Annotated in this window: 15 protein-coding genes and 1 tRNA gene; 6 read left to right on the plus strand and 10 right to left on the minus strand. The window is 60.9% G+C overall.

Going from position 1 to position 12,927, the window contains the following annotated elements:
* Window positions 1-408 (plus strand): DUF2478 domain-containing protein (locus ACN0SW_RS13980; protein ID WP_417728542.1); only part of this gene is annotated, 408 nt, incomplete at its 5' end.
* A gap of 302 nt (window positions 409-710) precedes the next feature.
* Here ACN0SW_RS13980 and ACN0SW_RS13985 read toward each other — a convergent pair.
* The 4 genes from ACN0SW_RS13985 to ACN0SW_RS14000 form a co-directional block, all read right to left on the minus strand.
* Window positions 711-786 (minus strand) — tRNA-Thr (locus tag ACN0SW_RS13985).
* Window positions 787-830: 44 nt separating this feature from the next.
* Window positions 831-2,303 carry a heme biosynthesis protein HemY gene (locus ACN0SW_RS13990; RefSeq protein ID WP_417728543.1) on the minus strand — a complete coding sequence of 491 codons (1,473 nt, stop codon included), beginning with the start codon at window positions 2,301-2,303 and terminating at the stop codon, window positions 831-833.
* Window positions 2,304-2,322: 19 nt separating this feature from the next.
* Complete coding sequence (locus tag ACN0SW_RS13995; RefSeq protein ID WP_417728544.1) at window positions 2,323-3,570, minus strand: COG4223 family protein; 1,248 nt, start codon at window positions 3,568-3,570, stop codon at window positions 2,323-2,325.
* A 48-nt stretch (window positions 3,571-3,618) separates the two neighbouring features.
* The gene (locus ACN0SW_RS14000) at window positions 3,619-4,353 is read right to left on the minus strand and encodes a uroporphyrinogen-III synthase (protein WP_417728545.1); all 735 of its coding nucleotides are present in this window, start codon (window positions 4,351-4,353) and stop codon (window positions 3,619-3,621) included.
* Window positions 4,354-4,426: 73 nt separating this feature from the next.
* Here ACN0SW_RS14000 and tsaD point away from each other — a divergent pair, with 73 nt between their 5' ends.
* From tsaD to ACN0SW_RS14020, 4 genes are read left to right on the plus strand one after another with little or no spacing between them, the layout of a single operon-like run.
* Window positions 4,427-5,524, plus strand: coding sequence for a tRNA (adenosine(37)-N6)-threonylcarbamoyltransferase complex transferase subunit TsaD (gene tsaD / locus ACN0SW_RS14005; RefSeq protein ID WP_417728629.1), 1,098 nt, complete (start codon window positions 4,427-4,429; stop codon window positions 5,522-5,524).
* Entirely contained in the window at window positions 5,521-6,477 is a 957-nt protein-coding gene (locus ACN0SW_RS14010) for an NAD(P)H-dependent glycerol-3-phosphate dehydrogenase (RefSeq protein ID WP_417728546.1), read from the plus strand. Before tsaD ends, ACN0SW_RS14010 begins: the two co-directional genes overlap by 4 nt.
* Window positions 6,477-6,746, plus strand: a complete 270-nt coding sequence (locus ACN0SW_RS14015) for a YciI family protein (RefSeq protein ID WP_417728630.1) — start codon at window positions 6,477-6,479, stop codon at window positions 6,744-6,746. Before ACN0SW_RS14010 ends, ACN0SW_RS14015 begins: the two co-directional genes overlap by 1 nt.
* On the plus strand, window positions 6,746-7,165 hold the full coding sequence (locus ACN0SW_RS14020; RefSeq protein ID WP_417728547.1) for an EVE domain-containing protein: 420 nt from the start codon (window positions 6,746-6,748) through the stop codon (window positions 7,163-7,165). The genes ACN0SW_RS14015 and ACN0SW_RS14020 overlap by 1 nt, the downstream gene beginning before the upstream one ends.
* A 218-nt stretch (window positions 7,166-7,383) precedes the next feature.
* Here the strand turns inward: ACN0SW_RS14020 and ACN0SW_RS14025 are convergent, their stop codons facing one another.
* From ACN0SW_RS14025 to ectA, 4 genes are read right to left on the minus strand one after another with little or no spacing between them, the layout of a single operon-like run.
* Complete coding sequence (locus ACN0SW_RS14025; RefSeq protein WP_417728548.1) at window positions 7,384-8,820, minus strand: aspartate kinase; 1,437 nt, start codon at window positions 8,818-8,820, stop codon at window positions 7,384-7,386.
* A gap of 36 nt (window positions 8,821-8,856) precedes the next feature.
* Window positions 8,857-9,249 carry an ectoine synthase gene (locus ACN0SW_RS14030; protein WP_417728549.1) on the minus strand — a complete coding sequence of 131 codons (393 nt, stop codon included), beginning with the start codon at window positions 9,247-9,249 and terminating at the stop codon, window positions 8,857-8,859.
* Between the two features lie 5 nt (window positions 9,250-9,254).
* On the minus strand, window positions 9,255-10,547 hold the full coding sequence (ectB, locus tag ACN0SW_RS14035; protein WP_417728550.1) for a diaminobutyrate--2-oxoglutarate transaminase: 1,293 nt from the start codon (window positions 10,545-10,547) through the stop codon (window positions 9,255-9,257).
* 50 nt (window positions 10,548-10,597) lie between these two features.
* The gene (ectA, locus tag ACN0SW_RS14040) at window positions 10,598-11,116 is read right to left on the minus strand and encodes a diaminobutyrate acetyltransferase (protein ID WP_417728631.1); all 519 of its coding nucleotides are present in this window, start codon (window positions 11,114-11,116) and stop codon (window positions 10,598-10,600) included.
* A 247-nt stretch (window positions 11,117-11,363) separates the two neighbouring features.
* Between ectA and ACN0SW_RS14045 the strand changes: the two genes are divergently transcribed.
* Window positions 11,364-11,840: a MarR family winged helix-turn-helix transcriptional regulator gene (locus ACN0SW_RS14045; RefSeq protein ID WP_417728551.1), complete on the plus strand. Its 477-nt coding sequence runs from the start codon at window positions 11,364-11,366 to the stop codon at window positions 11,838-11,840.
* A 59-nt stretch (window positions 11,841-11,899) separates the two neighbouring features.
* On the opposite strand, the gene ACN0SW_RS14050 is transcribed toward ACN0SW_RS14045, so the two are convergent.
* Window positions 11,900-12,241 carry a DUF2853 family protein gene (locus ACN0SW_RS14050; RefSeq protein ID WP_417728552.1) on the minus strand — a complete coding sequence of 114 codons (342 nt, stop codon included), beginning with the start codon at window positions 12,239-12,241 and terminating at the stop codon, window positions 11,900-11,902.
* 172 nt (window positions 12,242-12,413) lie between these two features.
* The gene (locus ACN0SW_RS14055) at window positions 12,414-12,905 is read right to left on the minus strand and encodes a DUF922 domain-containing protein (protein ID WP_417728553.1); all 492 of its coding nucleotides are present in this window, start codon (window positions 12,903-12,905) and stop codon (window positions 12,414-12,416) included.
* Window positions 12,906-12,927 lie beyond the last annotated feature (22 nt).

Raw genomic sequence — 12,927 nt, forward strand, 5'->3', positions numbered from 1 at the left:
GCGATGGTGGTGGCGAACGGGCTGGCCGGGGCCAAAGTCGCCCCCGACCTGATGATGCTCAACCGCTTTGGCAAGCAGGAGGCGACGGGCCACGGGTTTCACCCCGTGATCGTCTCCGCGCTGGAGCGCGGCGTGCCGGTTCTGGCCGGTGCCGATGGCCCGCCGTTCAACGCTTGCGCGATGGACGGCTACGCGGTGAATACGGCGGCGCTTGATGGTCCCGGCCCGTGGAGCCTGCCGCGCGCAGGTGATTTGGCGGCGGGCGATGCGCCTCGTGCGCTGCCGCCAGGGACCGCGATCCGGGTTTTGACCGGAGCGGCGCTGCCCCAAGGGGCCGATGCGGTGATCATGCAGGAAGAGGCGACGCAGGTCGCGGCGGGCAGACGACGGTTGAGAGTTGGTACCTGATCGACCTTAACGTAGTTCGGGCCGCGTTGATCCGGCAGGGTGCACAAGGCCTAAGCTGGGGCAATAAGTGCAACGCCGACGGAACGCGCTTCACATGGTTCGATATTCGCAGCTTTCCGGCTGACCCGCCTTTGGTGTTGGCGCGGTCCATGCGATCTGCTGTATCAAGTTGTGACACACGAACCCATTGCCCAAACTGCTCATCGCTCGGGAAAAGCGCCCGCCAAGGTGGATGAAAAGGTGGATTGCGGAGTGAATAAATATATCAAGTAATTGATTTTAATATATATTTACTTACTAAGTGGTGCCGCTGAAGGGACTCGAACCCCCGACCCCATCATTACGAATGACGTGCTCTACCAGCTGAGCTACAGCGGCCCCGGTGGCGGCGCTATAGCACCGCGTATCAGACGGGAAAAGCCCTATTTTTCGGCTTTAACCCCATCCTCTTCCATCACAATCTCGGCGTCGTCAACTGAATCGTCCACCTCTTTTGCGGTCTCGATGTGGGGCTCATCAAGCGCCCCAACGATCAGCGGCAGCATTTCCAGCCCGGTGGGCGTGGCAATCGGGCTATTGGGCGGCGCGCGCCAGCTCAGCGTATCAAAGGAATTGCAATTCTCACAGGCAGGGGCCCATTCGGCATGAATATGCTGGCATTTGTCACACACCCATTGCGGTCCGCGCGGTGCAGACAAGGCGCGCGCCAGCCAGCCCTTAACCACGGCATCCGGTGCCCCTTCGCCCCGCTCGATGGCGGCCATGATGGTCAGGGCGCGCGCGTCCGGCTCGACCTCGGCGAGAGTGCCCAGCGCCCGGCGTGCAGCGGGAAAATCCTCGGCGGCCAGGTTCAGTTCTGCCGCCAGTAGCCGCGTTTCGCGGTGATCGGGGTGTACTTTCAACAGTTTGGCAAACCGCTTGAGCCGCTCGGTGGGGGTCTCGCCCGGCTCCATCGCGGCAAAAACCGCCGCCAGATCGGGATGCGGCCGCACCAACCATGCCTTGTTGATCACGCGCAGCGCATTGCGTGAATTGCCTTGGTCAATATAGCCGCGAGCCGCCAGAACCGCCGCCGGGATCAGATCCGGCGAGAGCCGATTGGCCTCAATCGCGGCCTCGCGCGCCTCAATAGTCTTGCCCTCATCGAGCACATCGCGCGCCTCCGACAGCGCCAGAACCGCATCGCGCCGCTTGTGCACATCGCGCGGCAGGCTGCCGTATTTCAGCTTGGCATTCAACGTCTCGCGCGCACCTTTCCAGTCCGATGTCTTGGCCTGCAAGTCGAGCAGCGCGTCTTGCACCTCGGTATGGCGCGGCTTGAGCGCAAAGGCGGTCTTGGCCAGTTTCAGCGCGGTCTCGGTGTCACCCTCCGCCAGTTTCTGCCGCAGAATACCACGCACCCCGACAAACCGGGTCTTTTCATTGGTCAAAAGCTGCTTATAGACCTCTTCTGCCTTGCGCCGATTGCCCGACATCTCAGCGGCCTGCGCGGTGATCAGATTGGTCAGCGCCGGTTTGCGCAGATATTTCTCGGCTTTGGCGGCCTGTGCCATCGCCACCTCGCCCTCACCCGAGGCGAGTGCCAGCATCCCCTCCGAGAGCGCGCGATACCCCTTGTCTTGACGGCTGCGGTCGAAATACCGCGACAGCGCGGTTTCATCGCCGTTGATGAACCGGAGCGAGGCCACGACCAGCCCGGTCAGTTTCATCAAGAGCCAGATCGCAAAGACCAATACCCCGAGCGCGATCACCGCCTTGATCGGGGTCAGGTTGATCTCGATCCCGGCCATCACGATCCGCACCCCCCCCTCCAGCTCGAGCAACGCGCTCGCGCCAAGGGTCGTGCCCGCCACGAGGGCAATGAAAACCGCAATCTTGATAATCGACCAAAGCATGACGCTCGCCTTTTCTAACTCAATTCAATGTTCCGGCCATGGCCTCTGCGGCGGCCAGCGCCTCTTGGCGGCGTGTGGCCTCTGCGACCCAATCGCTCAATGGCCTGCGCGCCGCTTCGGACAGGGTCTCTATCTCGGTCAGCGCATGGCTCAGGCGTCCCTCGATCAGCGCCGCCTCGGCCCGTGACAATACCGCGTCGGGATCATCGCCTTCTTGTGGGCTCAATGACCGGATGCCAAGCTGGCTCTTGAGGAACCCTCCTACACCCGCCACCGCATCGCCGCTTTCGGCGCGTGCCGTGGCCAGCGCCGCGCGCGCAGCTTCGGGAAACCTCTCGATCAGCGCGGTCTGTGTGATCACTCCGGTTTTTGCCTGATCGGCCAGGGCATCGGGCACCTCAACCCCGCTGTCGCGCAGATCAGTCAGCGCTTGGGTAAAATCGCTACCGCTGTCCAGCGCTGTCATCACGCGCGTCAGCGCGGCCCGCCGCAGCGTGGCCAAGGCACTGTCGCGTTCTGCCGTCTGCCGCTCATCTGCTGCCGCACGCAGCGCCTCAACCTCTGTTGCCTGCGCCTCAAGGGCTGCGCGCAAGTTTTCGATCTCTGCCGCAGGCACACCGCCGCCGCTTTGCACTGTCGGGCGATCCTCAAGCGCTCCAATACGCCCTTCCAGATCCGCAATCTGACCGGTCAACGCCGTCAATGTCTCGCTCAGCCCTTGCATTTCGTCACTCAGATCGGGCGGGCTCTGCAACCCTTCCAGCTCGGAACTCAGCGCCGCCAGCCGTGCATTCTGCGCCGTCAGCGCGACAGCAACGCCGTCATCTGCGGGCGAAAACCATGCCGGGGGCAAGACATAGGGTGCCGCCGCCACGCCCACACCCGCCGCCACCACACCGCCCAGCAGCATCGACCAGAATCCACCTTGCCGCACGATCACCTGTTCGGTTTTCACCACCGCCGCAGTCTGGGCCTCCGGCTCTTGTGTGCCGACAAAAATCGCACCGGGAACAGCAGTTCTGCCGTCGTCGCTATCGGGGGGCATCTCGGACGGGATATCTTCTGCCGCATCAGCTGGAAGGTCTGACAAATCCTCCTCCGCCGCGTCGGGACGATCGGTATCTTCTGCCGCCGCCTCGGTTGCAGGGTTATCACGCGTCTCCCCGTCTGGCTCTGTCGCAGGCGCTGCCTCCGCGACTGGTTCAACGGCTTCGGATAATCCGTCTGCCTCAGCCGGCTTGTTTGCAGCTTTCTTTTTATCGGCCACCTTGCGCCACCCTTTCGAATCTCAGCATCCGTCGTTGTCAACTTGACCCTACTGTGGTCGTTTCCCACCCTCAAGCCGCTTGGCCATGCCCACCTGCTCTTGCAAGACCGCGAGGATGCCCGGCAAATCCGGCGTTTGCGCAATATCGACCACGCTTTTCGTGCCTTCGGGCACCACAGCGGCCACCTTGCGGCTTATGGCCGCGATGCACAACTGGGCCGTGATCGGACCCGCCTGAGCAAAAAAAATCCGCGCAGAGCGTGGCGACAACAACGGCAGAATCACGCTGCCATTTCCTCGTAAGGCGGCTCGTGCCGTCGCGCTCATTTCTGCCTCGACCTGATCGTAAACCACCACGTCGCACGCATCATGGCCTGCGGCGCGCAGGACCTCCGCCACATCCGCCGCCACATGCGCCCCGCGCAGATGCACGAATGGGCCGTGCACGCCCTCCGCTGCAATCCTGTTGAGCAGCGCTGTCGCATCTCCGGCTGCGGAAATCGCCGTCATCCCATGCGCGCGCGCCGCCTCTGCCGTGGCATCGCCAACGGCATAACAGGTAAAATCCCGCCGAGTGCTCAGACGGCAAAACCCTTCGACGCCATGCCGCGAGGTAAAGATCAGCACCGCGTTCCCGGTCAGATCCGGCAATGCCCCGCCATATTCAATCCGCATCAACGGTGAGACAACGATGCTGACCTGCGCGCCCAACACCGCTTGCAGCCGCTCGGCCAAGCGGCTGGCCTCGGGTTCGGGCCGCGTGATCAGGATCGTGACGGTCATGGTCCATCCAGAGTTGTTGCCTGCCTCATTCGGTGTTACCTGCCTTGCACCTTTGACGCAACGCATGGGCGCGATGACAGAGCCTTTGATCCTTCTGGGACTTGAGAGCAGCTGCGACGATACCGCAGCCGCCCTGCTGCGCATTGGTGCCGATGGAACGCCCGAAATCCTGTCCTCCGTCGTGCATGGCCAAACCGCGCTCCATGCCGATTTTGGCGGTGTCGTGCCTGAAATTGCGGCGCGCGCCCATACCGAGAAGCTAGACATCTGCGTGCGCGAGGCGCTGGCGCAGGCGCATCTGACCCTGCACGACGTGTCCGCGATTGCGGTCACGTCCGGTCCCGGCCTCATCGGCGGGGTGATCGCCGGGGTCATGTGCGCCAAGGGCATAGCGGTGGGCGCGGGCCTGCCGCTCATTGGCGTCAATCACCTCGCGGGCCATGCGCTGACCCCGCGCCTCACGCATGGCATTGCCTATCCCTATCTCATGCTGCTGGTCTCGGGGGGGCATTGCCAATTTCTCATCGTGCGCGGCGCGGATGATTTCACCCGCCTTGGCGGCACCATCGACGACGCCCCCGGCGAGGCCTTTGACAAAACGGCCCGCCTCTTGGGACTGCCTCAACCCGGTGGCCCGCATGTCGAACGCGAGGCGATCCAAGGGGACCCCAACCGCTTCCGCTTTCCCCGGCCACTTTTGGATCGCCCCGGATGTGACATGTCCTTTTCCGGCCTCAAGACCGCCCTCTTGCGCACCCGCGATCAGATTGTAACTGAAAAATCCGGGCTGACTCTCCAGGACCGCGCCGACCTCTGCGCCGGGTTTCAGGCCGCCGTGCGCGATGTGCTGGCTGAGAAAACCCGCCGCGCGCTGACGATCTATCTCGCCGACAACCCCGAACAGCCGGTCATCGCCGTCGCCGGGGGTGTTGCCGCCAATACCGCGATCCGCGCCGGGTTAGAGACTGTCGCGGCCGAAATGGGCGCGGCATTCAACGCCCCGCCTATGGCGCTTTGCACCGACAATGCCGCGATGATCGCCTATGCCGGGGCCGAGCTTTTTGCCAATGGCCATCGCGATGACATGACCCTCGCCGCCCGCCCCCGCTGGCCCTTGGATCAAACCAGCCCCGCGATGTTGGGCAGTGGCAAAAAGGGAGCCAAGGCATGATCCTCATCTGTGGCGCAGGCGCATTCGGCACGGCCCTCGCCGTGACATTGGCGCAAACCGGCCCTGTGACGCTCTGGGCACGTGACGCGGATCACGCGGCAGAGATGCAGACAGGTCGCCAAAATGCTAGACGCCTGTCAGACATTCGCCTGCCGGACAATGTGACCGTCATCAGCGGCCCGTTGCCCGGCGGCACATCGCCCTGCCTCCTCGCCATGCCGATGCAGACATTGGGCGCGTTCCTGTCAGAGCATCAGACGGCGTTAGCCATCCGCCCCCTCGTCGCCTGCTGCAAGGGCATGGACCTCGGCACTGGCCTCGGCCCCACCGCTCTTATCGCCCGGATCTGCCCGCAGGCGACCCCGGCCATTCTGACCGGCCCCAGCTTTGCCCGTGACATCGCCTTTGGTCTGCCCACCGCGCTCACGCTGGCCTGCGCCGATGACTGCTGGGGGCAAGCCTTGCAACGCGCCCTCACCACGCCAACGCTACGCCTGTATCGCACCACCGACACGCTCGGCGCGGAACTCGGCGGCGCGCTCAAGAACGTGATCGCCATCGCCTGTGGCGCGGTGATGGGCGCTGGTCTCGGTGAGAGCGCGCGCGCGGCGTTGATGACCCGTGGCTTTGCCGAAATGAACCGCCTCGCCCGCGCGCTTGGCGCAGAGCCCCAGACCCTCGCCGGCCTTTCAGGTTTCGGTGATCTGGTGCTCACCTGCACGTCGGCCCAATCGCGCAACTACCGCTATGGTCAGAGCATCGCAGAGGGCGCAGGTTTCGACCCCTCGATCACAGTCGAAGGCGCGGCCACCGCCCGTGCCGTTCTGACCCGTGCACAGGCCCTTGCCCTCGATATGCCCATCACCCATGCCGTTACCGCCCTTGTCACAGGCGAATTGCACGTGGCGCAGGCGATGGATATGCTGCTCTCACGCCCATTAAAGGAAGAATGATGCTTATTGCTCTCATAGCCCGCGACAAACCCGGTGCCCTGCAAACCCGCCTCGATACCCGCGACGCGCATGTTGCCTATCTCAAAAAGACCAGCGTTGTCTCTCAGGCCGGTCCGCTGCTCGATGATGCAGGCCAGATGATCGGCTCGCTCGTGATCCTTGATGTAGCGGATATGCAGGCCGCGCAGGATTGGGCGGCGGGGGATCCCTATGCCAAGGCCGGGCTCTTCGCCAATGTCGAACTGATCCCGTGGAAAAAGGTGATCTGATGCGCTATTGGCTGTTCAAATCCGAACCCTCGACCTGGGGCTGGCAGGACCAGCTGGCCAAGGGCGACACGGGCGAGGAATGGGACGGTGTGCGCAATTATCAGGCCCGCAATTTCATGCGCGAGATGGCCTTGGGTGATCGTGGCTTCTTCTACCACAGCCAGACGGAAAAGGCCGTGGTCGGCACCGTTGAGGTGATCGCCACGGCGCATCCTGACAGCAAATCGGACGATCCCCGCTGGGAATGTGTGAACATCAAGGCGATTGAGACTGCTCAGACGCCGGTCACGCTCGACACCATCAAATCCGATCCGCGCTTGACCGATATGATCCTCGTGAAAAATTCCCGCCTCTCGGTGCAGCCGGTGACGGCAGAGGAATGGCGCATCATCTGCGACATGGCGGGGCTAAGCGCGTAAACGGGCACTTGCCCGCCAAAAACCAAACGGAGGATGCCAGCAGATGCCGACACCCTCCGTCACCCACGTGCTCCCTACGCACCACACGTGTAACTTGATCAGGTCTCGGCCATACTGGCGCGAATACATCCACCCTACGACAAATGCGCGGCCCCGCCAAATGGCGAATGCCGCGCATTCATTTCAATTTAAGGACAGGTCGAATTGAGGGGGCGCGTTCAGGCGGCTTTCCTCGGGACCTGCGCCACCTCGCCTTCGATCAGCACGCGGTGCAGCGCGGCAATCCCCGCCTCCATATCCTTGGACCCAAGGACAAATTGCACATCCACACTGCGCGGCGTCTGATGCGCGGCGACCACCTCGATTCCGGCCTCTTCCAGCGCCGCCAGACCCCGGCTCAGCACCCGCAAACCGCTCAGATCCCGCCCGATCGGTGACACCACCGACAGCGTGCGCGCCGATACATCTGCCGAAGGGTACAGCTCCTCCAGATCCCGCGCCACGCGCCGCACCACCTTGAGCGAGGCATGCACATAATGCGTGATCGTATTGGCGTTGGAGGATTTGGACACGATCCAGACATTATGCCGCTTGAGCGCCTCCAGAATGGCTGTGTCATAGCCTTTGACCCCGACCATATCCTGCTCGAAGAGCTCCAGCGCCACGACCTTCAAACCCGTTACAATCTCCACGCTCGGTTGGTCCGTCGGCTGATCGTCGATCAACGTCCCCGGATCGCCCGGATCAAACGCATTCGTGACCCGCAGCGCCACATCCGCCTGCCGTAATGTCTTGGCAGCCTTGGGGTGAATCGCCTCCATCCCGAGGTTCGAGAGCTGATCTGCCACGTCATAATTCGTGTGGCCCAACTTGCGCACAGCATCCTCTCCCACCAGCTTGGGATCGGCCGAGGACAGGTGAAATTCCTTGTGAATAATCGCCTCTTTCGCCCCCGTATAGGCGGCAATATTGGCGAAGGTCACCTCAGAATACCCCCGGTCAAACTCGCGCATCAGGCCCTCGGCGCATTGGGCATAGCCGGTAACAATTGGCATTTCGCTGGTCAGATCGACGTCGCGCAACCCCGCCGCTATCCGCTCGGATAAGGAATGTTCACTCTCATCGCGCCAGCCACTCAGGTCGATGAACCGCGCATTCACCCCAGCCCGCTGCAACAAGAGCGTGGTAACAAACGCCGAATGGGATTCGCCCAGCCCCGACAGCAGCTCTCGAATGACCAGCATGTGATCACTCAGTCGGAAATGCCCATAGGAACACAGCCGCTGCAGATCAAACAGGCATGATCGCGCGCCTTCGATCCGCTCCCGGACAAACTCATCCGCCATGTTGCGGTCGCCCGGATGCTCCAGAATACTGCCATGCGCCTCGCGCATCGCGCGCCCCACCTCGGTCAGCGCATCCAGCCATCCATGATCGTCGTCCCCGTTGGCAAACAGCGCATAAACCCCCGGCGTGCCGGATTTCTTGTGCTCCAACAGCGTGTTGGTGATCCCGCCAAACGCCGAAACCACGAAAACACGGTGATAGAGCGCGGTACCCGTCCGCGCGCCAATAAAGAGCGTGTCCAGCAACTCGGCCACGCGACTCATGGATGTGCCGCCGATTTTCTCGACGGTATGGTCCGGAAATGTCATAATTTTTTACCCGGGCCTGTGCCTGGGTCCTTTTTGTCAGGCGCTTTCCAGCGCGTAAGAGCCATCGGCCTGATGCACCTCTTTGCCGGTCACCGGCGGATTGAAACAGCAGGCCATAACCAGTTCTTCCTCGGCCCGCAGAATGTGGCGATCATGCTGGTCTAGCGCATACATCACACCGGGTTTGATCTCATGCGTCTCGCCGGTGGCGACATCGGTGATCGAACCCTTGCCTTGCATGCAATAGACGCTCTCAAAGTGGTTCTTGTATTCGAACATATGTTCCGATCCCGGCTCCAGAAACGTGATGTGGAACGAAAACCCCATTCCGTCATCCGCGAGAAGCATCCGCACGCTCGACCACTGCGCATCCGACACGACGCGGCTGCGGTCTTCCTCGATGATCTTGTTGAAATCTCTGACAATCATTCATGTTACTCCGCTGCAATTTTATGTGTTTGCGTGACATCACGGGCGGCCTCCGCAAGCAGGCTCAGCCCTTTTCGAAACGTGGCCTCGGGCGTCGTCAACGCGGCCAGAACCTTGACCACCTCATCATGCGCACCCGAAGTCTCGATGATAAGCCCTTTTTCAAAGGCGCGCGCGCAAATCTCGCTGGCAAGAGCGCCGTTGCCGACATCGACCCCCTGCATCATGCCACGCCCCTTGAGGCTGGCACTGGGAATCTGATCCGCAATCTGCGTGAGCGCCTCACGCAGGATTTCAGCCTTGGCTCGGATCGATTTCTGGAACGCATCGTCTTTCCAGAACTTCTCCAGCGCCACGCGCGCGGTGACAAAGGCATGGGTATTGCCCCGGAACGTGCCGTTATGCTCGGCTGGTCCCCAGATATCATACTCGGGCTTGATCAAAAGCGCGGCAAACGGCAGGCCCATCCCGGAAAAGCTCTTGGCCATCGGGATGAGATCCGGTTCAATCCCCATCGCCTCAAAGCTAAAGAAGCTGCCGGTGCGCCCGCACCCTGCCTGAATATCATCGACGATCAGCAGCGCGCCATGCTCTTTCGCCAGCCGGGCAATGCCCTGCATGAACGCGGTAGAGGCCGCATTCAGCCCGCCTTCACCCTGCACCGGTTCGATGATGAACGCGGCAGGGGCATCGACCCCGCTTGACGGGTTGCCCAGCATTTTCTCGATGATGCTGAGGCTGTCCACATCCGGTCCAAATGCGCCCTCATAGGGCATGTGCACCACATCATTGAGCGAGACAGAGCCCGCACCCGCACGCTTGCCTACGTTGCCCGTAGCCGCCAGCGCGCCCATGGTCATTCCGTGAAAGCCATTGGTGAAGGCGATGATATTGCGCCGCCCCGTGACCTTGCGCGCCAGCTTCATCGCAGCCTCGACCGCGTTGGTGCCGGTCGGCCCGGTCATCATCACCTTGTGGGCCATAGCGCGCGGTTTCAGGATGATATCCTCAAACGCCCGCAGGAAATCGGCCTTGGCGTCAGTGTGCATATCAAGACCATGGGTGATCCCATCGGCAGTAATATGCGCGATCAGCGCCGCCTTCATATCCGGGTCATTGTGGCCATAGTTGAGCGACGAACACCCGGCGAGAAAGTCGATATAGGTCCGGCCCGCCGCATCGGTCATCTGCGATCCCTGCGCCTTGACAAAAGAGGTGGGAAAGCTGCGGCAATAGCTGCGCGCTTCGCTTTCGCGGCGGTCAAAAATACTCAGGTCGGCTGACTTGTCAGTCGTCATAACGTGTCCTTCATGTGATTGGGGGATAGGGCGGGCAGGCGGCCAGAGGATCAGGCCGCCTTCTTCATCCGCTCTTTCATGGTGATCGTAACCATGTATTCAGTGTCGTGCAGATCATTGAAATGCAACGACTTCGAGAAATACGGCGTGCTCGACAACGCGCCATCATTCAGATCAGAGAACTTGCGGAACAGCGCCCAACTTGCGGCATTGTCGCGCGTGATCGTGGTTTGCAGACGCGTGACGCCAGTGCAGGCCTCGCGCGACAGAAGACCACGCAGCATGAGCGTGCCCAAACCCGTACCCCGTGCCTTCTCCGACACGGCCACCTGCCAGACAAACAGAGTCTCGGGATCATCGGGCAGGATATAGGCCGACACCCAGCCGACGATCTCGTCGTTCAATTCGGCCACAATACAGGTATCGCGGAAATGATCGCATTGGATCAGGTTGCAATACATCGAATTTTCATCCAGCGGCTTGCAGGCCTGAATCAGATCCCAGATCGCCGCGCCATCCTCGGATGAGGGCTTGCGCAGGCTTGGCATGGCTTTCCGAAACATTTCCATCGCATGTCGCATTGGGGCGTGACCTCTCTAATTGCTTCGTATAGCTAAATATAATACCAATGCTCGGAAATCAACCTTCCTAGCGAAAATAACGACAATCGAGAAATTTAACCTATAAATCCCTTATTTTCCTGATGGAATTCCCTATATATTTATTTAGCGAACTAAAATAATTGCCTCAGGAGGAATGAATTTGCAATTGAGCGACAGCTTTGCGACCATTACAGCCATCATCAGGGGGACTCGAATGGACCGCACAGACCAAAGCCTGATCGCCCTGCGCCGCATTCTGCGCGCAACCGAAATGTATGGGCGTAAACTTGCCACCGCTGCCGGGCTGACGGCGGTGCAGTTTCGGGTGCTTCAGATCGTGGCAGAGCGCGGCACTTGCACTGCGACCCAGATCGCTCAGCAGATGCGCGTGTCACAGGCGACCATAACCGCCTTGGTCGATAAATTGGTGAAACATGGCATGGTCCAGCGCGAGAAATCCCAGACCGACCGCCGCCAGACCGACATCGTGATCACTAAGGCCGGGCGCGAGACCATCCTCCACGCCCCCGACGCCCTGCAACAGCGCTATGTGCGCAAATTCGAGTCGCTCGCGGATTGGGAGCAGGCACAGCTTGTGGCCTCTCTCGAACGTGTGGCCACCCTGCTCGACGCTGAGGATATTGATGCAGCGCCAGTGCTCGACACCGGCGATTTTCGCACGCATTCCTGACCCACAAACAAAACACCCGCCAGATTGGCGGGCGCTCATGTCTGTGATGGGGTACGACTTCAGCCGTAGACCGCTTCCTTGCCGAAATGCTTGGTCAGCATATAATAGACAACCGCGCGATATTTGTTGCGCTCGGACTTTCCATAGGTCTCAATCACCTGATTGATCGCATCCATCAGCGCGGGGCTATCCGCCAGCCCGAGTTTCTTGACGAGGAAATTCACCTTGACCGTTTCCAGTTCCGCAGGCTGACCACCCGCAACGGTCGAGGCATCTGCATTGTAAATCGCCGGACCGCAGCCAATCGTCACCTTGGTCAACAGGTCCATATCCGGTTCCATCCCGCATTTGTTACGCAGGTCGTCGGCGTATTTCGCGATCAGGTCGTCACGCTTTCCCATCAATTCTCTCCCTTTTTCCCGGCAAGCGACCGGCATATCGTTTCACAAAGCCTCACAAATGACGCTCTGCGCACGATAGCCGGGGTTTTTTCGCTTACAAAGGGAAATATTGCGCAACGCTCCCCTCGGACGAAAGCTCGCCAAGATCAGCCGATGAGGCGCGGCCCAAGACTTAGTTCAGCACCACGCCCTCCGTTCGACCATGGTCGGTGGTCTTGTCGAACTTGATGTCTTTTGCGTTGTACTTCTTGATGATACCGTCGCCCCCCGCACAACCGGCGCGCTCGATCTCTTCTGCGGCCTCGATACCATGGCGGCCGTGTTGGCGCTCATGCGCTGTCAGCGCGGCAACCATGGCGTCGAATTTCTGGCGCAGATCTGCGGGCATCTTCGCAGGGTTCTTGTGCTTCGGCACGGTAATGTCCACCGTAACACTAAGTTTGCAATCCCCGGTCCATTTCACATACCAGTCGGTATAGCCCCAGTGACCCTTGGGACCCTTCTTGTCCATTTCCGACAACAGCCCCTTGAGGGACGTGGCCGAAACCGCATAGGTTTTGATAGTTTCGGTCACTTTCGGCTTGGCCTGAGCAGGCGATCCATCAGCAATCCCAAACATCAGGCCAATGGCCAGGAGGCCGACATTAAAAACGGGTAGTTTCAATATCGGTCTCCTATCCAATAAC

Origin of the sequence: Roseovarius sp., from assembly GCF_048262375.1 — a bacterium.
In the GTDB taxonomy this organism is placed as follows: domain Bacteria; phylum Pseudomonadota; class Alphaproteobacteria; order Rhodobacterales; family Rhodobacteraceae; genus Roseovarius.